Source organism: Rhodoferax sp. SPJ21, assembly GCF_058216335.1.
In genome coordinates, this window is record NZ_JBYZMO010000002.1 from 477604 (window position 1) to 499669 (window position 22066).

Genomic DNA, 22066 nt, shown 5'->3' on the forward strand with positions numbered 1-22066 from the left:
ACCGGCTTTGCCGGGCCACTGGTATCGCCCCCTGCAAGGGGGTGGGCGGAGCGCAGCGCAGCCTGGGGGTGAGCCTTGTTACTTCTTCTTACGCAGGACTTTTTCGACCGTCATCGCCACGTTTTCGGGCGTGAAGCCGAACAGCTTGAACAGCACCGGCGCAGGTGCCGATTCGCCGTACGTGTCCAGGCCCACCACGGCGGCGCAGCCGTATTTCCACCAGCCGTCGGTAACGCCCATTTCGACCGCGATGCGCGGCAGATTGGCCGGCAGCACTTCGGTTTTGTAGGCTTCGGTTTGGCGATCAAAAACGCTGTTGCTGGGCATAGAGACTACGCGGACAGCTATGCCTTTGGTAGCAAGCAGGGCTTGGGCAGCGATTGCCAGTTGCACTTCGGAGCCGGTGGCGATGATGACGGCCTGGGCCTTCTTCTTGATGCCGACGGCAGCGGGTTCGGACAGCACATAGGCGCCGCGGCTGATGTCGCCCAGGTCGGCCTTGGCGGCGTAGGCAATGTTCTGGCGGCTCAGCAGCAGGGCCGAAGGACGGCTCTTGTTTTCCAGTGCCACAGCCCAGGCCACGGCGGTTTCAGCCGTGTCGCCCGGACGCCAGACGTCCAGGTTGGGGATCAGGCGCAGGCTGGCTGCGTGTTCCACCGACTGGTGGGTCGGGCCGTCTTCGCCCAGACCGATGGAGTCGTGGGTGAACACGTGCACGACGCGCAGCTTCATCAGCGCGGCCATGCGGATGGCGTTGCGGCTGTAGTCGCTGAAGGTCAGGAAGGTACCGCCGTAGGGGATGAAACCACCGTGCAGCGCCACGCCGTTCATGATGGCGGCCATGCCGAATTCACGTACGCCGTAGTTGATGTGGCGGCCACCGTTGCCAGCACCGGTCAGCGCATCGAAGCGCAGATTGGGGGTGGACTTGGTGTTGGTCAGGTTGGAGCCGGTCAGGTCGGCAGAGCCACCCAGCATTTCAGGCAGGGCGGCGGTGAAGGCTTCCAACGCCAGCTGCGAGGCTTTGCGCGATGCCACCGTTTCGCCCTTGGTGTGGGCCGCAATCACGGTGTCCACAGCGGTCTGGGCAAAGTTCTTCGGCAGTTCGCCCTTCATGCGGCGCAGCAGTTCCTTGGCTTCAGCGGGGAAGGCCGCTTTGTACGCGGCGAACTGGGTGTTCCAGGCGGCTTCGCGGGCGGCGCCGGCGCTCTTGGCGTCCCAGGCGGCAGCGATGTCCTTGGGGATGGTGAACGGGGCGTAAGGCCAGTTCAGCGCTTCGCGGGTCAGCTTGATTTCTTCGGCGCCCAGGGGTTCGCCGTGTGCCTTGGAGGTGTTGGCGCGGTTCGGGCTGCCCTTGCCGATATGCGTCTTGCAGATGATCAGCGTGGGCTTGTCGGCCGACTTCTTGGCATCGGCAATGGCTTGGGACACCACGGCGGCGTCATGGCCGTCGATCGGGCCCAGCACGTTCCAGCCGTAGGCCACAAAGCGCAGGGCGGTGTTGTCGATGAACCAGGGGGCGACCTGGCCGTCGATGGAGATGCCGTTGTCGTCGTACAGGGCGATCAGCTTGTTCAGCTTCCAGGCGCCGGCCAGAGCCGCGGCTTCGTGGCTGATGCCCTCCATCAGGCAACCGTCGCCCATGAAGGCGTAGGTGTGGTGGTCGACGATGGCATGGCCTTCGCGGTTGAACTCTTGCGCCAGCAGCTTTTCAGCCAATGCAAAGCCGACGGCATTGGTGATACCTTGGCCCAGCGGGCCGGTGGTGGTTTCCACGCCAGGCGTGTAGCCGTATTCGGGGTGGCCAGGGGTCTTGCTGTGCAGCTGGCGGAAGTTCTTCAGCTCACTCATGGGCAGCTTGTAGCCGGTCAGGTGCAGCAGCGCGTACAGCAGCATGGAGCCGTGGCCGTTGGACAGGATAAAGCGATCGCGGTTCAGCCAGTTCGGGTTCTTCGGGTTGTGCTGCAGGTGCTCGTCCCACAGGGCGACAGCCATGTCGGCCATGCCCATGGGTGCGCCTGGGTGGCCGGAGTTGGCCTGTTGCACCGCGTCCATGGCCAGCGCGCGGATGGCGTTGGCCATGGCGGTGGTGGGCTTTGCAGCAGCCGGAGCCGCAGCAGGAAGAACCGCCACTTCGGGGGTGTTTTCGTTCAGGGGGGTGTCGGCCATCGAGGTCAGCTCCGGAGAAAGTTCGGGGTGGATATTCTGGTAAGCCCGTTATTTTACGGGGCTGACACCTTGCGCCTTGTGCTGCCCTGGTAACGCGGGGCGGGTGCGGCAAAGACAGCACAATAGACAGCACCTCGTTTGCCCAACCTTAACCGCCATGCCGCTTGCCAAAATTGAAGTCCGCCGCAGCCGCCCCGCTGCCGAAGTTGCCGCATTGATGGAGGCGGTCTACCTGTCCATGCGCGAAGCCCTGAAAGTGCCGGAAGACGACCGCCAGGTGCGCTATGTCGAGCACCGCCCCGAGCATTTTTGGGTGGCACCGGGCAAGACCGAAAACTACACACTGGTCGAGGTGATGATGTTCCCCGGCCGCAGCATCGATGCCAAGCGCACGCTGTACCAGGGCATCGTGCAGCGCTTCGGGGCGCTGGGTATTGCGCCGCTGGACGTAATGGTGGTGCTGACCGAGCCGCCCAAGGAAAGCTGGGGCATCCTAGGTGTGCCAGCCTCTGACACCGCACCCAAGGTTTAAGCCTTTTAGGCCGCTAGCGCAATAACCATCTGCGGCAGCAGCTATTTATTCAATAGCAAATACAGCCGTAGCATGACCCGCCCGATAATCCACACCATGCCCGCCCACCCCCTGATTACCCATGCCATCGTGCTCGCCGCCGGCCGCGGTGAACGCATGCGCCCGCTGACCGACCACACGCCCAAGCCGCTGCTGCCCGTACAAGGCAAACCGCTGATCGTCTGGCACCTGGAAGCGCTGGCGGCCGCCGGTGTGCGCCACGTCGTCATCAACACCGCCTGGCTGGAGGAGCAGATCCCCGCCGCGCTGGGCGATGGCTCGCGCTGGGGCCTGAAGATCACGTATTCCATGGAAGGCCGCGACCACGGCGGTGCGCTGGAAACCGCCGGCGGCATCCGCAAGGCCCTGCCCTTGCTGGGCGATGCCTTCTGGGTGGTGGCCGGCGATATCTACGCGCCCAGCTTCCGCTTTGATGCTAGCGCCGCCAACGACTTCGCGCGTAACGATGCTCTGGCGCATCTGTGGATGGTGCCGAACCCGCCCTACCACCCGCGCGGCGACTTCGGCATTGCCGACAACGGCCTGGCGCTGGACGCCCCCGGGCCCGATGGCCAGCGCTGGACCTATAGCAGTCTGGCCCTGGTGCGCGCCGAACTGTGCCGTGCCGTGCCCCTGGGCAGCAAGGCCGCGCTGGGCCCGCTGCTGTTTGACGCGATACGCCAGCAGCGCATCACCGCATCCCGTTTTGACGGCCCATGGCACAACGTGGGCACCCCCGAACAACTGGCCGAACTCCACTGAAGCGACACACCATGAGCACCAACGTCTACGCCCAACGCCGCGCCCAACTGGCCCGTGAAATCGGCCCCGGCGGCATCGCCATCGTCCCCACCGCGCCCGAGCAGCAGCGCAACCGCGACAGCGATTTCCTGTACCGCGCCGACAGCTATTTCTACTACCTGACCGGCTTCACCGAACCCAACGCCTGGCTGGTGGTGACTGGCGAAGGCCAGTCCACGCTGTTCTGTGCGCCCAAGGATCTGGAGCGCGAGATCTGGGACGGCTTCCGACTCGGACCGGATGCAGCGCCCGCAGTGCTTGCAGTAGATGCTGCATATTCTGTAGCAGACCTGGACACCCAGCTGCCCCGCTTGCTGGAAAACCGCAGCGCTGTGTGGACCCCGTTCGCCACGCACAAAGGCCTGGAAGGCCGTGTCGATGGCTGGCTGAACAAGGTGCGCGCGCGGGTCCGCTACGGCGCCCTGTGCCCCGACACCCAGCGCGATCTGTGCAGCGTGCTGGACGAAATGCGCATGTTCAAGGACGCCAGCGAGCAAGACACCATGCGCCGCGCCGCGCAGATCAGCGCCGGCGCCCACATCCGCGCCATGCAGCTGTCGGCCCGCATGCTGCGCGCCGGCCAGGAAGTGCGCGAGTACCACCTGGACGCCGAGCTGTTGCACGAATTCCGCCGCCATGGTTCGCAGTACCCGGCCTACGGCAGCATCGTCGCCGCTGGTGCGAATGCCTGCGTGTTGCACTACCGCGCCGACAAGGCCCCGGTGCGCGACGGCGAGCTGGTGCTGATCGACGCCGGCTGCGAGCTCGACGGCTATGCCAGCGACATCACCCGCACCTTCCCGGCGAATGGCAAATTCACCGGCCCGCAGCGCACGCTGTACGAGCTGGTGCTGGCCAGCCAGGATGCGGCCGTGGCCGCCACCAAGCCCGGCGCGCGCTTTACCGATCCGCATGACGCCACGGTGAAAGTGCTGGCCCAGGGCATGCTGGACGTGGGCCTGCTGGACAAGAACAAGGTCGGTACCGTGGACGATGTGATCGCCAGCCGTGCCTACTTCGCCTTCTACATGCACCGCACCGGCCACTGGATCGGCATGGACGTGCACGACTGCGGCAGCTATGTCGAGCAGTCGGAAATCGGCGCCAGCAGCCAGCGCAAGGACCCGCTGAGCGGCGAGACCATCATCAACCGGCCCAGCCGCATCCTGCAACCCGGCATGGCGCTGACCATCGAGCCCGGCATCTATGTGCGCCCCGGCCCGGGCGTGCCTGAGGCCTTCCACAACATCGGCATCCGCATCGAAGACGACGCCATCGTCACGGCCAGCGGCTGCGAGCTGATCAGCCGTGGCGTGCCGGTGGATCCGGACGCGATCGAGGCCTTGATGCGGGATTAAGCAGCTTTTACGGCTCTACGCTATAATCGTGATCTCGGTAGATGGGCTTCGCCATGGAGCTCCGCGATGCAACCCAACACATCGCAACACCACGCCGAGCCTGCACCCCCGAGTTTGTCTGCACCCTGTCATGCTGTGTGGACCCAGGGCTCTAAGTGCTTTGCGCGCAAAACCCCTTCCCACCGGGTGCTGCGCAAGACCTGCCTCCAGTGCAATTCCATCGGAAGCCTGTCTAAAACCCGCAGTGTGACAACACGTATTTCTGGCGCGCCCATTAGTGAGGCCGCCTTGTTTTCCATAATGAATAAAAATAATTCGATTGCTGCCGGCAAATATTTGCTCTCGCCGCTGACCCGCGAACAGGCCGATGGCCGTTTTGGCTCCTCCGTGTCGATCCGAAATGGTTCGCACGACCGAGTCATGCGTTTCGTGGCCCTGTTCGACGATGCCACAACCGCGACACAATACGCAGTTGAGCAAGGTTTGCAGTGGGTGCGTGCGCGCCACTCCAATCCAAGCGCTGCACACGCCTAAAAATTAGTTAGTTACTTAGATACTGTCCCATCCTCAAGGAATTTATCCATGGCAAAAGAAGAACTGATCGAAATGAAGGGCCTTGTGTCCGAAGTCTTGCCCGACTCGCGTTTCCGCGTGACGTTGGAAAACGGCCATGTGCTGATCGCCTACACCGCTGGCAAGATGCGCAAGAACCACATCCGCATTCTGGCAGGTGACCACGTGTCGCTGGAACTGTCGCCTTACGATCTGTCCAAGGGCCGCATCACCTTCCGCCACATTGCTGGCCGCGCCCCGACGTCTACGCGTTTCGCCTGATACCGGCGTACGCAAAACCCCGTACGGAGGCCGTCATTGGGCGGCACCTACAATCGCAGTCCCTTTGACACAGTGACTGCCCGGCATATTTCCAGTCGGCGGCCATGGCAGGAGACGCCAGATGAGCAATACCACGGTGAATGCCGAAGAAAAACGCGCCGAATTACGGCGTGCAGCCCTTGAATACCACCAGTTTCCTAGCCCCGGGAAGATAGCCATTGCGGCGACCAAGCAGCTGGTCAACCAGCATGATCTGGCGCTGGCTTATTCGCCTGGTGTGGCGGCTCCTTGCGAGGAAATCGTCAAGGACCCGAACAACGCGTTCAAGTACACGAGCCGGGGCAACCTGGTCGCCGTGATCACTAACGGCACGGCCGTGCTGGGCTTGGGTGACATCGGCCCGCTGGCGTCCAAGCCGGTGATGGAAGGCAAGGGCGTGCTGTTCAAGAAGTTCGCTGGCATCGACGTGTTCGACATCGAAATCGACGAAAAGCACGACCTCGACAAACTGGTCGACATCATCGCCTCGCTGGAGCCCACCTTCGGCGGCATCAACCTCGAAGACATCAAGGCCCCGGACTGCTTCTACGTCGAGCGCAAGCTGCGTGAACGCATGAAGATTCCGGTGTTCCACGACGACCAGCACGGTACGGCGATCTGCGTGGGCGCGGCCCTGCTGAACGGATTGAAGGTCGTGGGCAAAGACCCCAAAGACGTCAAATTGGTGACCTCCGGCGCCGGTGCTGCTGCGCTGGCCTGCCTGGGCCTGCTGGTCAAGCTGGGCATACGTCGCGAAAATATTTATGTGACGGACCTGGCCGGTGTGGTCTACGAGGGCCGCACCGAGTTGATGGATGAAGACAAGATCATCTACGCACAGAACACCTCGGCGCGTACTCTGTCTGAAATCATCGAAGGGGCCGACGTGTTCCTGGGTCTGTCAGCAGGCGGCGTGCTAAAAAAGGAGATGGTTGCCAAGATGGCTGCCAAGCCTGTGATTTTTGCGCTAGCCAACCCCAACCCTGAAATCACTCCTGAAGACGTGAAGTCCGTGCGCAGCGATGCCATCATCGCGACCGGCCGCACCGATTACCCGAACCAGGTCAATAACGTCCTGTGCTTCCCCTACATCTTTCGCGGTGCTTTGGATGCGGGGGCATCTACCATCACTCTGGAGATGGAAATCGCTGCGGTACACGCGATTGCCGAGCTGGCCCAGGCCGAGCAAAGCGAAGTGGTCGCCGCCGCCTATGCCGGCGAACAGCTGGCGTTTGGCCCCGAATACATCATCCCCAAGCCCTTTGACCCGCGGCTGATGATCAAGATCGCGCCTGCTGTGGCCAAGGCCGCTGCAGACAGCGGCGTGGCTCTGCGCCCCATCTTGGACATGGACGCCTACCGCAATCGCCTGCAAAGCTTCGTTTATGCCTCCGGCACGACTATGAAGCCGATTTACGACGCAGCCAAGAACGCAGCCAAGAAGCGCGTTTGCTACGCCGAAGGCGAAGAAGAGCGCGTGCTGCGGGCTGCCCAGATCGTGGTGGACGAAGGTTTGGCCCGACCCACGCTGATCGGGCGCCCGGCCGTGATCGCCGAGCGGATCAAGAAATTCGGCTTGCGCCTGCGCGAAGAGCTGGACTACGACGTGGTGAACGTCGAGCAGGACCACCGTTATCGCGATTTCTGGCAGACCTACCACCGCATGACCGAACGCAAAGGCGTGACGGCGCAAATGGCCAAGATCGAAATGCGCCGTCGCTTGACGCTGATTGGCAGCATGCTGCTGCACAAGGGTGAAGTAGATGGCATGATTTGCGGCACCTGGGGCCACACCTCCATCCATTTGCACTACATCGACCAGGTGATCGGCAAACGCGCAGGTGGCTGCCCCAGCACCCCGCAGGACGTGCCCATCTATGCCTGCATGAACGGCTTGATGCTGCCGGGCCGCCAAGTTTTCCTGGTGGACACCCACGTCAATTACGACCCTACGGCGGAAGAGTTGACGGAGATCACGGTCATGGCGGCCGAGGAAATGCTGCGCTTTGGTATCCAACCCAAGGCTGCTTTGCTGTCGCATAGCAACTATGGCCAAAGCAACCAGCCCAGCGCGGTGAAGATGCGCCGTGTTCTGGAGCTTTTGCGTACAGAGGCTCCGTGGCTGGAGGTGGACGGCGAAATGCACGGCGACATCGCGCTGGATGGCGTAGCCCGTGCTGCCACCATGCCGAATAGCCCGCTGGTCGGTGACGCCAACTTGTTGGTGTTCCCTAACATCGATGCGGCCAATATTGCCTATAACTTGCTGAAAATGGCAGCGGGCGGCAATATTGCGATTGGCCCCGTGCTGCTGGGAGCGGCAAAGCCCGTGCATATTCTGACCGCCAGCACCACCGTGCGCCGAATCGTGAATATGACGGCTTTGACGGTAGCCGACGCTAACGTGGTTCGATAAAGCCTAATTCGCCAGCAAGTACTAACTTTGTTGGTGTAAAGACTTGCAAGGGGCTGCCCAAATTTTGGGCAGCCCCTTGCTTTTTTGGTGCACATACGGCACACTTACGCCTTGAAATTTACGGGTTAACCCGAAGTTCTCCAAAGGCGCATTCCCGCATGGTTTTAAATGTCCGTGACTCTGCATGCAGGCGTGTTTTTGCTTCGCTGCTGTTGGCTGTTTCTGTTGTGTGCACCCCATTGGGGCAGGCGCGCCAGGCTGCCCCACAGGAGGCTAGCGAGGTCATCGGCCTCTCGGCACTTCCCTCGCAAGGTCAGGCAACGTATGCGCTGATCAAGCAAGGCGGTCCTTTTCCTTTTGATAAGGATGGCGTGGTCTTTGGGAACCGTGAACGTATTTTGCCGCTCCAGAAGCGTGGATATTACCGGGAGTACACCGTGAAAACGGTGGGAGCCAGTAACCGGGGTGCTAAGCGAATTGTTTGCGGCGGGCCTCCTAGAACGCCAGATGCATGTTTTTATAGCAGTGACCATTACGCCAGCTTTCGTCGAATTGTCGAATAGAGCGTAAGGGGCTGCTCCCTCAGAATTTTGAAGCCGGGGTAAATTAGATGATTGAAAAGAAAGCGGAGACGGATATGCCTCTTCGCAATGTAAGAACCAATATCGTGCAGTCTATTCGTGCCTTCAGGGTGCAAGATCTGCAAGATGCTGCTTTGGGTCTGGGTCAGCATTTCTTGTACGCGAACCTGGCGAACGCCCAGAGCAAGCAGGATGTGCTGGACATGATCGCCCAGCAGTTCACCTTTCCGACGCACTTCGGCAAGAATTTTGATGCGCTGTACGACTGCATGACAGACCCATTGCATAAATCGGGCCCACAGCCTGGATTTGTGGTGGTGCTGGAGCAAATTCCGGCGCACGCCAAGTTTGACAAGGAAGCACGCGAGCAACTGCTCGACATCTTCCGTGATGCCGCCGACTACTGGGGGGACCGGAAGATTCCGTTCCGATGCTTCTATTCTTTTCTGTAGCCCGTTCTGCACAAAACAGCCAAGCAGAACGGGCGAACGAGGCAGGCAGCGATGCCGTCTCGGGCATTGAATTGAATAGCGAATCCGGCGAGAAGATGCCTACCGACAAGTTGGTAGATGTGTCGCCTCTGGCCTTGCGTATGAGCAGCCCGTTTAATGCGGGTTACTGGCTGGCCGCAGCCTGATTCCGGGGTGGGTTGCATGCTGTGAGCTGCAGCCACTTCCATCAAAAAAGCCCGTCAACGACGGGCTTTTTTTATATGTGTGCCAGGCTGCTTGCTAGTGCCACATATTCTTCTACTGGGACTTCTTCGGCGCGGCGTTTGACGTCGAAGCTGCCGCTGAAGGCCTTGGTTTCCAGCCATTGGCCCAGGGTGTGGCGCATGATTTTGCGGCGCTGGCTGAACGCTACCTGGACGATCTCGCTCAGCAACTGCACGTCCACGGCTGCTGGCTGGGCCAGGGGCACCATGCGCACCACGGCGCTGTCCACGCGCGGCGGCGGATCGAAGGATTCGGGCGGCACAAACAGTACATTTTCCATCGCGTAGCGCCATTGCAGCATGACGCTGAGCCGGCCATAGGCGGCAGTGCTGGGGCGGGCCACCATGCGGTCTATGACTTCTTTTTGCAGCATGAAGTGCTGGTCTTCGACGACATGGACCGCATCCAGCAGGTGGAACAGGATGGGGGTGGATATGTTGTAGGGCAGGTTGCCGACTACCCTGACTTTTTTTGCAGGGCTTGCTATTGAATCCGTAGCTACTGCCGCAGGTAGAAACTGCGTGAAGTCTACTTTTAATACATCAGATTCCACCACCGTCAGCTGGGGGTGCTGGCGCAGGCGCTGGGCTAGATCGCGGTCCAGCTCTACCACCGTCAGATGGCCCAGCCGTTCGACCAGGGGCTGGGTCAGTGCCGCCAAGCCGGGACCGATCTCCACCATATTGTCGCCAGGCTGGGGGGCAATCGCATCGACGATAGAGTCGATGATGCCGTTGTCGGACAGGAAATGCTGGCCGAAGCGTTTACGGGGGATGTGCTTCACGGCGAATTCAATGTTATTGCGGGGATTCGCGGTATTCGACGTAGGCGCGTGAGCGCAGCTCGTCGATCCAGCGGGCGTAGGCTTCGTCCAATTTCTTCTCGCGCACCAGGCCACGGACCATCTCGCGCTGTTCGCGCTGCGACAGTGTGGCGGTGCGGCGTTCCAGCAGCTGTACCAGGTGCACGCCAAAGCGGGACACAAAGGGAGGAGCAATCTGGCCGGGTGTCAGGTTGTTGAGCACCTCTTCAAATTCCGGCACGAACTGGCCGGGGCTGGCCCAGCCCAGGTCGCCGCCTTGTGCGGCACTGCCATCGGCCGAGTTTTCCTTGGCTAGCTGTGCAAAATCTGCCTGCTTGTTTTGGATGCGCTTCTTGAAGTCGTTCAGCCGTTCCAGGGCGGCGGCTTCGGTTAGCCGTGGGCCGGTGCGCAGCAGGATGTGTCGAGAATGTTGCTGGACGACGGCTGTGGCCACGCCACCCTGGCGTTTGTCGAGCACCTTGAGCACATGGAAGCCTGCGCCAGAGCGTATTACCGGGCTGATGGCCCCGGTATCCAGGCCTTGTGCTGCGCTGACGAACAGTTCCGGGTACCTGTCTGCACTGCGCAGGCCGAGTACGCCGCTGTTCTTGGTGTGGTCGGGTGCGTCTGAAAGTGCGCGGGCCAGGGCCGCGAAGTCTTCGCCTGCCAGCGCGCGTTCGCGGACTTTTTCGGCCTTGGCCTGCAGTGTTGCGATCTGTTCGGGAGTGGCGTTTTCTGGGACTTCCACCAGCACCATGCCTAGATTGAGCTCCAGGGACGACGCGTTAGCGTTGCCTTGCTGGTCCCTCAGGTATTGGTCCACATCGGCGTCGCTGACGCGTTGGCGGCTGTCCAGTTCACGGTCGCGCAGACGGGTGATCAGGATCTGGTTGCGCAGCTCTTCGCGGAACTGGGTGGGGACCATGCCGTCCTGCACCAGGCGGCGGCGCAGCTCGGCCACGCTCAGCTGGTTCTGGCGTGCCACGTTTTCTTCGGCTGCGTCCACGGCCGCATCATCGACCTTTACACCGGTTTCACGCGCCATCTGCAGCTGGGCTTTTTCGACGATCAGCCGTTCCAATACCTGGCGGACCAGCTCGGGCGTCGGGTTGGCAGCTTCACCTTGCTGCGACATTTGCTGCAACGCGCGGCCTACACGGGCGCGGACTTCGTTGTTGGTGACGGGCTCGGAGTTCACCACCGCAACGATGAAGTCGGCCTGACGGGGGCCTTCGGGTGCACGGGCTGTCAGCGGTACGCTGCTGCTGCCGGTTAATCCGGTGCCGGACGGCGACGCAGGGCGCAGGCCTTGGGCTGATACGGACAAGGCCGCTAGTGCCGCCAAGCTCAGGAGCGTCGTGCGAAATAAACGGTGGTTCATGGTTCGGGTGGATGTGAGTGGATTTGCCTGGCGGGGAAGGCGCGGCCTTCCTCTGCTGGTGCAAGTCGGTGGTTAGTCGTATTGGCTGAAGCGGCTGGGGGTAGTGACCTGCTCGCGCAGATACTGGTATCGGGGGATGTTTTCCTTCAGGACCGACAAGGGGTTGTTGCCAACACCCAGGCGCGTAAAGCCTACAAACTCCAGCTGGAAGGAAATCTTCTGGGTGGACGCGGTGGTGCTGGTCTGGGTTCTGTCCAGCACCACGCGGCCAACCCAGCAACCGGCATCATATTCAAAGCCCATGACCGCGTTGACCATCTTGCGGTCATACATGCTGTAGTTCAGGCGACCCACGCTGTACCAGCGCCCTTCGGTCTGCCCGGAGCTGTTTTTGCCGTTCCACAAATCGCTGATTGGCCATTGCCAGCCCAGGTCGATTTGTTCGCTGCTGTCGCGTTGGTACCGGTAATTGGCGCTGATGACGCGGAAATCGCCCGGATTCCAGCGGCCACCGATGGTGGAGCGCTCGGAGCGGCGGGTCTGCGGGTTGTACTGGACGGTGCTGTCGAAAGCCCAGCGCTTGTCCCAATTCAGCTGGGTGCCGACCAGGAAGTCGCTCCAGCGGTCGGTCACAGTCGTGCCACCGGGCAGGGTGACGTTCTGGTCCTTGAAGCGCAGCCTCTGGGCGAAGCTGAAACGTGCCAGCTCTTCGCTGGTGTCGGGCTCCAGGAAGCGGGTGGTCACACCCAAGGTCAGCAGGTTGTTGTCGGCAATGCGGTCATTGCCGGAAAACGAGTTTTCGGTATAGACGGTGGCGAAGTTGAAGTCGTTCAGACCCGTGTCGTAGACCGGCAGCATGCTCTGGTCGCGGTAGGGCGTGTTCACGTAGAACGCGCGCGGCTCCAGCGTCTGGGTGAGCGCCTTGCCCCAGAAATTGGCGGATCGCTCGAACACCATGCCGCTGTCCAGGCTGAAGGTGGGAACCGTGCTGCTGGCCGAGGTGGCGCCATTGCTCAAGGCTTGGTCAAACTGGTAGCTGGTGGCATGCAGCTGGACCTTGGGCGTGACAAACCAGCCTGGGGCCACCCAGGGGCGGCTGATTTGTCCTAGCGCGAAGCCGCGCTTGGCATTGGGTTGCCTCGTCAGCGTGCGGTCGGCCGAGAATTCGGTGTAGTCGGTTTCCAATGATGCATCTATGCCGGCTAGGTCGTAGCGTGCGTACTTGGCGTTGAGCTCGGGCAGCCGGTCGTAGGGCGGAACTATGGTCGAACTGGTGCTTTGCAGGGTTTGCCATTTCAGCGTGCGCACGCTGGCGCTGAAATTGTCTTTGGCCCAACTCAGGGTCGCGTCATTGGACAGCAGGCGCTGCGTCAGCGTGGTCGAGGAACTGCCAAAGTCGGTCCAGTAGTTATCGTCGCTGACGCGGTTCAGTGCTACGTTCAAACCCAGGCCGCCGATACCGCTCAGCCCGGTTTGTATGGTTCCCGAATGCGTCGCCGCAATGCCCCAGCGGGATTCGCCGCGCAGTTTGTCGTCGGGCAGGTAATTGCCCTTGATCTGGCCTTTGTATTCCGGCTCCAGGTAGCGGAACTCGCCGTCCAGGTTCACACCCCTGCTGGTCATCACCGACGGGGTGATGGTGGCGTCGCGGTTGGGCGCGATATTCCAGTAGTAGGGAACCGTCAGCTCCGCACCGTTGGTGCTGTCCAAACCGATGCTGGGTGGCAAAAAGCCGGATTTGCGCTTGTCCGTCAGCGGAAAGCTCATGGCCGGGAATGCCAGTATGGGCACATCCTTGAAACGCAGCACTGCGCCGTCGGCCACGCCGACTTCTTCCTCAGTGTCTATGCTGATCGAGGTGGCGCGCAGTATCCAGTCGGGCAGCCAGCTGGGGCCGGGTTGGCGGCGGCAGGTGCTGTAGGTGGCGTTTTGCAGCACCATGCGGTTGTCGTCCACGAAATCAGCGCGGTCCGCGTCGCCATAAGCACCGTTCTTGATGAACTGGTAGTGCGGCTGGACGAAAAAGCCCTCGAACGAATCCACCTTCAGCTCCAGCGCCGGGCCTTCGTAGATATTGCCGGCGCGGTTGATGTGCACATTGCCGCGCGCCTTGACCAGATCGTCGGGCTGGTAGTACTCCACCCGGTCGGCCTTCAGCACCATATCGCCCTTGCGCATCTCGGCGTTGCCATCGATCACGGTGTCCAGATCGGGCCGGCCCAGGGTGTGGTCGCCAGAGAAGAAGCTGGGCATCTGCTCCCGCATCGCCTGCGGAATCTGTTCCTGCAGCAGGGGCGTGGACTTCAGGACCAGGGGCTTTGGGGCGTCATCGGCGCGTGCCGTGGCCGAACACAGCAGGGCGGCGACAAGTGCCACAGGCGTCAGGGTAAAGCGGCCGCGGCGGGTGCTGCGCTGGAATTCAGGCATCAGGGCAGGCATGAAAGAGGTGGATCGGTCCGGCGAAAGGGTTGTACACAGAGGCGGGCCAGCTATACAGATAAGCCGGATTTGTAGAATGGATTATCCATGAGCCCTACCTCCACTCCAGCGCATCCCGCTTCTTTACCCGATTCCGGCCCCATCATCTGGGCTGACACCGCGCGCGAAAGCGCGTTCCATGCCTGGCTGGAGCAGATCGCCGGCGCCCACCAGCTGCAAGCGCATACCCTGCAGATGGCTGCAGCCGATGCCGGTTTTCGCCGTTACTTCCGTCTGCAAAGTGCCCACGGCAGCTGCATCGTGATGGATGCGCCGCCCGACAAGGAAAACTGCGAGCCCTTTGTGCGCATCGCCAGCTTGTTTGCCCAGGCCGGCCTGCGCGTGCCCGAGGTGCTGGCCTGGGACCAGGCCCAGGGCTTCATGCTGCTCAGTGACCTGGGTACGCAGACCATGCTGCAGGCCCTGCAGTCTGACGCGCCGCCGCCGGCTGCCGGCCTGTTCACCCAGGCGATCGACACCCTGGTGACGCTACAGCTGGCCTCCCAGCCCGGCGCGCTGCCGGTGTACGACGCTGCCGTGCTGCAGCGCGAGCTGGCCCTGTTCCCCGACTGGTACATCGCCCAGCACCGTGGCATCACCCTGGACGACACCCAGCGCGCCACCTTGGACAAGGTGTTCGCCCAGATCGTGGCCAACAACCTGGAAGCCCCCAGCGTCTACGTGCACCGTGACTTCATGCCAAGAAATCTCATGGTCGGCGGCGACAAGCTGGGCGTGCTGGACTTCCAGGACGCCCTCTACGGCCCCATCACCTACGACATCGCCTGCCTGACGCGCGACGCCTTCCACAGCTGGGAAGAAGACTTTGTGCTGGACGTCACCATCCGCTACTGGCAAAAGGCGCGCAAGGCCGGCCTGCCGGTGGGCGACGACTTCGGCGCCTTCTACCGCAGCGTGGAATGGATGGGCCTGCAGCGCCACCTGAAAGTAGCCGGCATCTTCGCCCGCCTGACCCTGCGCGACGGCAAGCCCAAGTACCTGGCCGATACGCCCCGTTTCATCGCCTACATCCGCGCCACTGCCGGCCGTTACCGCGAGCTGACGCCCTTGCTGCGCCTGGTGGACCAGATTGAAGGCACGCAGGCCGCCGTGGGCTTTGCCTACGGACGTATGTAAATCATTTAAAAGAAATACGGCTCTAGCGTAGGTAACACCTGCGCAAGCAGCTATATAAAAAATAGCAAATATAGCCATGCCACGTTTCTACTGTCCCGCCCCCTTGGCCATGGGTGCCACGCTGGACTTGCCCGCCGGCCCGGCCCGCCATGTGCAGGTGTTACGCATGCAGCCCGGCCAGAGCATCACCCTGTTCAACGGGCAGGGCGGTGAGTTTGAGGCCACCATTGAACGCATGGGCCGCAGCGATGTGGCCGTGACCGTCGCCAGCCACGACCCGGTGGAGCGCGAAGCCGCGCGCGCCGTGCACATCGTGCTGGCCATGCCGGCGAATGACCGCATGGACTGGCTGGTCGAAAAAGCCGCCGAGCTTGGCGTGGCCAGCATCCAGCCCCTGGTGGCAGAGCGCAGCGTGCTGCGCCTGAACGGTGAACGTGCTGACAAAAAGCGCGCCCACTGGTTCGCCGTGGGCGTCGCCGCCTGTGAACAGTCCGGCCGCAACCGCGTGCCCGAGGTCCACCCCGTGCGCAGCTTTGCCGACTGGGTGTCCACGGCAGATGCCGGCCTGCTGCTGTCGCTGCGCCCTGGCAGCCAGCCAATGCTGCATGCGGTGCCCGCCAGTGGCCCCATCCACTTCCTCAGCGGCCCCGAGGGTGGCCTCAGTCCTGCTGAGGAAGACGCGGCCATCGCCCGTGGCTACCGCCCAGTGACCCTGGCCAACCGCGTGCTGCGCGCCGAGACCGCACCCCTGGCCGCACTGGCCCAACTCCAGTTCTGACGATGGAAGACACAACGCTACCCGACAGCGACACCACGCTGTCGGATTACTTCCGCGACGCTGACTTTGCCGCCGAATCCCTGCTGGCCTTCCGCATCGACGCGCAGGGCGCGCTGATTGACGCCCTTCGCGCCCTGTTCTACGGCCCGGCCGGCCTGGTGCGCCTGCGCCTGTGGGTCTTCATGGGCCTGCTGGGCCAGAGCGAGGCCAGCCTGAGCCGCGATGACATCAACGAGCTGTTCCACGCCGTGCGCCCGGAAGCGCTGGACACCGTGTTCAAACGCTTCCGCGACACCGGCCTGCTGCTGTGGGACGAAACCCAGCGCCGTACCAGCCTGACCCCGCTGGCCCAGCAACTGTCTGCTGTGCTGGGCGTGCTGAATACCGCGCCGCCGGCCGATGGCGAAGACGGCGACCTGGCCAGCCTGCTGAGCCAGGTGGTCGGTGCCGACCAGTTGGGCACACTGGACGCCGCCCAGGTGCAAATGCTGCAAGCCCAGCTGGGCCGCCTGCACGCCGAGTTTGAGGACGCGATTGCCAGCGGCTCCGAATTCCGCCTGCGCGAGGCGCGCAAACGCTACGACCGCGCCGCGCGCCTGATCGACAAGGCCTCTACTGCCATCACCGCCATCATCAGCCACGCCCACGGCCATGTGGTGATGGAGCGCGCCGCCCGCGCCCTGGGCCAGGCGCAGAGCCGCTTGCTGGCCATGGCCAGCCAGTTCAACCGCGCGCTGCAGCAGGTGGACCGCCAGCGCGTCACCCTGGGCACCACCGGCATCACCAGCACCGACGTGAAACGCTGGCTGCAAACCGTCGCCGCCCCCGAACACCTGCTGCAAGACGCGCTGGCCTGCCCGGTCGCGCCCGTCATGCTGGCCCCCCATGAATTGCTGGATGTGACCGAAGCCGAATTTGAACGCGACCGCCCCACGCTGTCCCTGCCCGATGCCCTGCCGGTATCGCAGGCTGCGCCGCTTGGCGAACTCAGCGCCGTGGCCCTGCCGCAGGCGCTGGCCGATTTGTCCGAGCTGCTGGCCAGCTGGAACACCGACGGCAGCGAGCCCCGCACCGCCGTCCAGGCCTTGCTGGGTGCCGAGCCCCTCGAAGCCGCCTACGCCGAGGTTGCCTACAAGGCCCAGCTGCTGCCGCTGCTGGGCGACGCCCAGGCCTGCCTGCTGCCTGGCGCCACCGGCGACCTGGCGCGCCAGCCCTGGCGCGTGGAATGGAGCACCGAGCTGCTCGACCTGCAGCACCCCGTGCTGGCCCAGGTCAGCGCCGGGGCTTTGCACCCGGTCGAAGGCCCGAACGAATCTACTGAGAAGACCACCCCATGACCGACGAAGCCGCCCTGCTGGTTGCCGAGCTGCTGGCCCGCCGCAGCCTGCCGCGCACCCATCCCCGCGTGCGCAAAGCCCTGGTCAACGCCGAGCTGTTTGCCCAGGTGGAGCAGCGCCTGGCCGACATTGGCCTGCGCTGGATGGACAACATCTACGCCGAACACGTCAGCCTGGCCCTGCTGCCTGCCGCGCAAAGCAGCGTGATGGGCGAGGCCGGCCTGAACGCCAACAACAACCTGGATCTGCCGCGCGACGGCCAGGCCCTGCTGGTGGTGCTGTGGGCGCTGATCATCCTGCCCAAGCGCGAACGCCAGACCAGCCGCGCCCCGGTGGCCGAGACGCAGAACGACATGTTCGCCACCAGCAAGCCGCTGCCGCCCGTGCGCGACGTCAGCCCCGTGCTGTCGTACAAGGCCCTACTGGAAGACTACGGCACACAGCTGGGTAAAAAGACCCGGCTCGACGGCAACCTCAAGCTGCTGGAGCGCCACGGCTTCATCCTGCGCCGGCAAGACGACATTGCCGAAGGCCCGCTGCTCGACGTGCTGCTGGACTACGACATCCTGGCCCCGCGCATCCTCGACGGCGCCCTGGCCGACGTGCTGGCCCGCGAGCAAGCCGCCCGCCTGGCCGCCGAGGCCCAGTTGGCTGCCGAAACCCCTACCGAAGACTGAGCCCATGTTCCATCTGCAAAGCCTTGAGCTGGTCCACTGGGACTACTGCCAACGCGTCAGCCTGCCGCTGGACGCCAGCATCATCACCATCGCTGGCCCCAACGGCTCGGGCAAGACCACCTTGCTGGACGCGCTGCGCACCCTGCTGGGCCTGAAATGCTCGTCGCCGCGCGACTTCAAAACCTATGCCCGCCACGCCGGTGCCAACGTAGCCTGGCTGCGTGCCGTGGTGGACAACCGCCCGCACAACCGCCAGACCAGCAGCCGCCCGTTTGCCAAACGCCTGCTGTATAGCGACCAGGTCACCCTGGCCTGCCGCATCGAACGCAACGGTGGCGACTGGCAGCGCCGCTACATGGTGTTGGAAGGCGACGTCAGCATCGAGCAGCTGAGCGAAAAAACCGAGAAAGAGCTGGCCACCATGGGCATCGAGGCCTGGGGCAAAACCCTGTCCGCCGCCGGCCTGTCGCCCGCGATTGCCAAGGTGCTGTCGCTGGAGCAGGGCCAGACCGACCGACTCTGTGAATTCAGCCCGCGCGAGCTGCTGCGTCTGGTGTTCGACGTGTTTGGCGACCAGGAGGTGCTGAACCATTACGACACCGCCCGCGAACACCAGCAGCAGCTGGCCCGCGAGATGGAGCAGGCCAGCCACGAGCTGGACCACAGCAAGGCCCAGCTGGCCGAGCTGCAAAGCCGCGTCAGCAACTACCAAAACTGGCAGCACAAGGTGCAGGAGCACGAGCGCCTGGCCACCGAGGTGGTGCCGGTGCTGGAATGGCACATCCAGCGCCAAAAGCTCACCGAGCGCAGCCGCGAGCAGCGCCGCCAGCGCCAGCATGCAAGCCAAAACATCGCCCAGCGCAAGCAGGACAATGACAAGCTGCTCTCTTTATTGGAGCAACGCAGCCAGGCCGAAGACGATGAAGCCCGCTTGCTGCGCGAGCGCGATGCGGCCAATGTGCAGCGCGAAAACTGCCGCGACCTGGAGCGCCCGCTGGAAGACGTGGTCAAGCGCGAAACCGAGCTGCTGGCCCTGGTAGACAAGGAAAGCGACGCCGAGGCGCTAAACGCCCACCTCAACACCCTGCACAACCAACAGGCCGCGCTACAGGCCAAGCACAGCGCTGTGCTACAGAAAAGAGAGCTGGTTGCGCAGGCGCTGTCTGCGCTGGAAGGCCAAAACACTCCTCCCCACCCGGAAGACGCCCGACGCCTGCGCCAGCGCCTGCAGGCCGCCAAGATCGGCCACCGCTTCCTGGCCGAGGTGGTCGAGGTGCGCGACGAATACTGGCGTGCTGCTGTCGAAGGCGTGCTGCGTCCGCTGCGCTGGATGGTGCTGCTGGAGAAAAATGACGACCTGGCCCAGGCCGACACCATCGCCAGCGCCGACCGCTACCGCCACTACATCACCGCCCCGGGCGACCCTGTGCCGACTGCCGATGCCCAATCGCTGCTGGCGCAGACGAAGTTCGACGCCAAGCTGCCGCGCTGGCTGATCCAGCAGCTGCAAAACCTGCGCTGCGTGGACAGCCCGGCCGAGGGCCGCAAGACCAGCGGCAGCTGGATCACGCCGCAGGCCTACAGCTTTGACGGGCGCGGCGCCCGCTCGGTCTGGGTCGAGCCGCGCGACCACCAGTTCGGCGCTGCCGCCCTGGTAGCCCGCCGCGACGGCCTGGAGCGCGATCTGCGCCGTCTGGACGGCGAACTTGGCCCGCTGACGCAGGAGCTGATGGCCGTCAAACGCCAGGTCAAGGACATCCAGAAATCGCTGGAAGGCCATAGCGCGGCCGAAGAGCTGGCGCGCCGTAGCGAAGAATTCGCCGCCGCCCGTGAAGCCTGGCCCGGCGCCAAGCAGGCCCGCATCGCCGCCGCCCAGCACTGGCAGGCGCTGGACAAGGCCTATGGCGACGCCAAGACCCGCTACCAGCAGATCGACACCCAGTACCGCCAGACCGAGCAGGCCCTGCGCCAAAAGCACCAGGAGGCCGACCGCCTGATCGCCGAGCTGGCCCAGCGCCGCAAGCAGCTCACTGTGGATGTGGACAACTCCAACACCCGGCGCGGCCAGATCCCGCCTCAGTGGCGCACGCCCGAATTGCTGCAGTCCCTGGTCAAAACCTACCAGAACGACACGCAAGCCCGCCTGCGCCTGCAGTCCGTGCATGAGGAGTTGCAGCTCGACACCTGGGAAAAAGACGCCACGGTGGAAGAACGCTTCCGCCGCATGGAGGTGCTGGTGCGCGAGCAGGGGCTGAACCTGGGCGACCATCAGGCCAAGAATGCCCAGGCCGCCATCGCCGTGCACAACGCCCGCGAGAGCTATATCGAGGTGCTGCGCACCACGGTGCGCCGCTACCGCAAAAACATCCAGGAACTCGGCGAGCTGGCCGGCGTGGCCGTGACTGCCGACCTGCCCGCGTTGGAAAACAGCGACACCGTGCTGGCCCAGGCCGGCCTGAAGGTGCACTTCAACTTCGACGGCAAGGGCAGCATCGGCATGAACGACGGCGAGGCATCCGGTGGCCAGCAGGTCATCAAGTCGCTGATCCTGCTGGTGGCGCTGCTGAAGGACGACGAAACCGCCTCGGGCGGCTTTGTCTTCATCGACGAGCCCTTTGCCCACCTGGACGTGCGCAACATCCAGCTGGTCGGCCACTTCCTGCGCTCCACCCAGGCCCAGTACGTGCTGACCACGCCTATCACCCACAACCTGGAAGTCTTCGAGCCCGCCGAGATTACCCTGATCACCAGCAAGAAGCCGAAGAACGCCAAATGGGCGCCACCGATCGCGGTGGCCAAGCGGCGGGGTGTCGTTACCAGTACGCCATGATCGAGACCACCGCCACGGGCAAAGGCAAGCGCACCTGCCAGTCCCAGGCGGGGTTTGCCGGCTTGCCAGCGTTGCGCGAAGTGCAGCGCATTGTGCTGTTGCGGTGGGTGGCGTCGCATGCCAAGGAGCGGGCCTGGCAGTCATTGCTCAACGAGGCGGGAACGGAGTACCTCGACCACACCGAAACCTTGTTGCAAGCGCTGCTGGAAGCGGGCGCACTGCAGGTCAAACAGGTCTTTAAAAATGGCCAATGGTGGCCGCAGCGCATCGTCTGGACGGACCTGCCTCAGCTACAAAAAACCTGTGGCATCCAGCCCGCTACCGAACGTGACGCGCAGCGCCTGGATCTGTTGCAAAAATTGCAGAATTTGGCCTTAGCCCAGCCCTGGGCAGCCAGTGCCGTTCAAAGCAGCCTGGCTTTGCCCACAGCAAGTTTGGTCGCCCGGGCACAGCTGCTGCAAGCTTTGGCTGAATGGCATGCAGAACAGCGCTTTGGCCTACGGCAAGACTTTGCCCTGTTTGCCCGCGAACACACCAAAGACATCAAGCCCCATGAATGGGCCTGGCTGGAAGCACATTGCGACCTGGAAGGCCTGGGCATCGGGCGCTTTGAACCCTTGCTGTGGCTGGGTGGCGCACTTCGTTTGCAAGGCCCGAATGGCCAACTGGATGCGGCAGCCCTGGGTTGGGCTGCTATACCGGCCCGCCGCCTGGACGCGCGAATGACCGTGGCGACAAGCCCTGCCCGCTACTGGCTGATCGAGAACCGAGCCAGTTTTGAGCGTTGCGCTGTGAAAGCGCCGACAGACCATTGCGTCGTATGGCTGCCGGGACGGCCATCGCAAGATTGGCTCAAGGCCATGCAATGGTTGTTGGAGCAGGCTCCAGCGCCTGCAGACATCAGCTGCGACCCAGATCCTGCGGGCATCGAAATTGCGCTCACAGCAGGTCAACTATGGATGCAGCGTGGACTGGTTTGGCGCTGCACCCATATGGCACCCGAAGTCTGGCAGGACGGCAAAACACTGCCACTCACCCACTATGACCACCAGACACTGGAGCGCTTGGCACTGCGCATCGACTTGCCCACCGATCTGGTCGTGTTGCGAGACTATTTGCACCGCACGGCATGCAAGGCGGAACAGGAAGGCTGGCTGTGAG

At 63.2% G+C, this 22066-nt stretch carries 19 protein-coding genes; 15 read left to right on the forward strand and 4 right to left on the reverse strand.

From position 1 onward, the window contains the following. Positions 1-78 precede the first annotated feature (78 nt). The gene (gene tkt / locus AC4BBN_RS10025; RefSeq protein ID WP_490592851.1) at positions 79-2082 is read right to left on the reverse strand and encodes a transketolase; all 2004 of its coding nucleotides are present in this window, start codon (positions 2080-2082) and stop codon (positions 79-81) included. A 244-nt stretch (positions 2083-2326) separates the two neighbouring features. Here tkt and AC4BBN_RS10030 point away from each other — a divergent pair, with 244 nt between their 5' ends. The 9 genes from AC4BBN_RS10030 (at position 2327) to AC4BBN_RS10070 (ending at position 9406) form a co-directional block, all read left to right on the forward strand. Continuing rightward, positions 2327-2701: a tautomerase family protein gene (locus AC4BBN_RS10030; RefSeq protein WP_490591841.1), complete on the forward strand. Its 375-nt coding sequence runs from the start codon at positions 2327-2329 to the stop codon at positions 2699-2701. Positions 2702-2797: 96 nt separating this feature from the next. After that, complete coding sequence (gene murU / locus AC4BBN_RS10035) at positions 2798-3502, forward strand: N-acetylmuramate alpha-1-phosphate uridylyltransferase MurU (RefSeq protein WP_490591842.1); 705 nt, start codon at positions 2798-2800, stop codon at positions 3500-3502. 11 nt (positions 3503-3513) lie between these two features. Then, the gene (locus AC4BBN_RS10040) at positions 3514-4899 is read left to right on the forward strand and encodes an aminopeptidase P N-terminal domain-containing protein (RefSeq protein ID WP_490591843.1); all 1386 of its coding nucleotides are present in this window, start codon (positions 3514-3516) and stop codon (positions 4897-4899) included. Between the two features lie 66 nt (positions 4900-4965). Further along, positions 4966-5433 carry a hypothetical protein gene (locus AC4BBN_RS10045; RefSeq protein WP_490591844.1) on the forward strand — a complete coding sequence of 156 codons (468 nt, stop codon included), beginning with the start codon at positions 4966-4968 and terminating at the stop codon, positions 5431-5433. Positions 5434-5481: 48 nt separating this feature from the next. Beyond that, the gene (gene infA / locus AC4BBN_RS10050) at positions 5482-5733 is read left to right on the forward strand and encodes a translation initiation factor IF-1 (protein WP_092757223.1); all 252 of its coding nucleotides are present in this window, start codon (positions 5482-5484) and stop codon (positions 5731-5733) included. 121 nt (positions 5734-5854) lie between these two features. Then, positions 5855-8188: an NADP-dependent malic enzyme gene (locus AC4BBN_RS10055; protein WP_490591845.1), complete on the forward strand. Its 2334-nt coding sequence runs from the start codon at positions 5855-5857 to the stop codon at positions 8186-8188. Between the two features lie 158 nt (positions 8189-8346). Then, positions 8347-8751, forward strand: a complete 405-nt coding sequence (locus AC4BBN_RS10060) for a guanyl-specific ribonuclease (RefSeq protein WP_490591846.1) — start codon at positions 8347-8349, stop codon at positions 8749-8751. Positions 8752-8798: 47 nt separating this feature from the next. Continuing rightward, complete coding sequence (locus AC4BBN_RS10065; RefSeq protein WP_490591847.1) at positions 8799-9221, forward strand: barstar family protein; 423 nt, start codon at positions 8799-8801, stop codon at positions 9219-9221. Continuing rightward, a complete protein-coding gene (locus AC4BBN_RS10070; RefSeq protein ID WP_490591848.1) occupies positions 9200-9406 on the forward strand; it encodes a hypothetical protein in 207 nt (68 codons plus the stop codon). Before AC4BBN_RS10065 ends, AC4BBN_RS10070 begins: the two co-directional genes overlap by 22 nt. A 71-nt stretch (positions 9407-9477) precedes the next feature. On the opposite strand, the gene rsmA is transcribed toward AC4BBN_RS10070, so the two are convergent. From rsmA to AC4BBN_RS10085, 3 genes are all read right to left on the reverse strand, one after another. Beyond that, entirely contained in the window at positions 9478-10269 is a 792-nt protein-coding gene (gene rsmA, locus AC4BBN_RS10075) for a 16S rRNA (adenine(1518)-N(6)/adenine(1519)-N(6))-dimethyltransferase RsmA (RefSeq protein ID WP_490591849.1), read from the reverse strand. Between the two features lie 13 nt (positions 10270-10282). After that, a complete protein-coding gene (locus AC4BBN_RS10080) occupies positions 10283-11668 on the reverse strand; it encodes a peptidylprolyl isomerase (RefSeq protein WP_490591850.1) in 1386 nt (461 codons plus the stop codon). A gap of 72 nt (positions 11669-11740) precedes the next feature. After that, a complete protein-coding gene (locus tag AC4BBN_RS10085) occupies positions 11741-14107 on the reverse strand; it encodes an LPS-assembly protein LptD (protein ID WP_490591851.1) in 2367 nt (788 codons plus the stop codon). Between the two features lie 87 nt (positions 14108-14194). Between AC4BBN_RS10085 and AC4BBN_RS10090 the strand changes: the two genes are divergently transcribed. The 6 genes from AC4BBN_RS10090 (at position 14195) to AC4BBN_RS10115 (ending at position 22065) form a co-directional block, all read left to right on the forward strand. Continuing rightward, a complete protein-coding gene (locus tag AC4BBN_RS10090) occupies positions 14195-15283 on the forward strand; it encodes an aminoglycoside phosphotransferase family protein (RefSeq protein ID WP_490591852.1) in 1089 nt (362 codons plus the stop codon). Between the two features lie 76 nt (positions 15284-15359). Next, positions 15360-16061: a 16S rRNA (uracil(1498)-N(3))-methyltransferase gene (locus tag AC4BBN_RS10095; RefSeq protein ID WP_490591853.1), complete on the forward strand. Its 702-nt coding sequence runs from the start codon at positions 15360-15362 to the stop codon at positions 16059-16061. A 2-nt stretch (positions 16062-16063) separates the two neighbouring features. After that, complete coding sequence (locus AC4BBN_RS10100; protein ID WP_490591854.1) at positions 16064-17398, forward strand: hypothetical protein; 1335 nt, start codon at positions 16064-16066, stop codon at positions 17396-17398. After that, on the forward strand, positions 17395-18075 hold the full coding sequence (locus tag AC4BBN_RS10105; RefSeq protein ID WP_490591855.1) for a hypothetical protein: 681 nt from the start codon (positions 17395-17397) through the stop codon (positions 18073-18075). Before AC4BBN_RS10100 ends, AC4BBN_RS10105 begins: the two co-directional genes overlap by 4 nt. A gap of 4 nt (positions 18076-18079) precedes the next feature. Further along, positions 18080-20905, forward strand: a complete 2826-nt coding sequence (locus AC4BBN_RS10110) for an ATP-binding protein (RefSeq protein ID WP_490591856.1) — start codon at positions 18080-18082, stop codon at positions 20903-20905. Next, positions 20848-22065, forward strand: a complete 1218-nt coding sequence (locus AC4BBN_RS10115; RefSeq protein WP_490591857.1) for a hypothetical protein — start codon at positions 20848-20850, stop codon at positions 22063-22065. Before AC4BBN_RS10110 ends, AC4BBN_RS10115 begins: the two co-directional genes overlap by 58 nt. Position 22066: the final 1 nt, after the last annotated feature.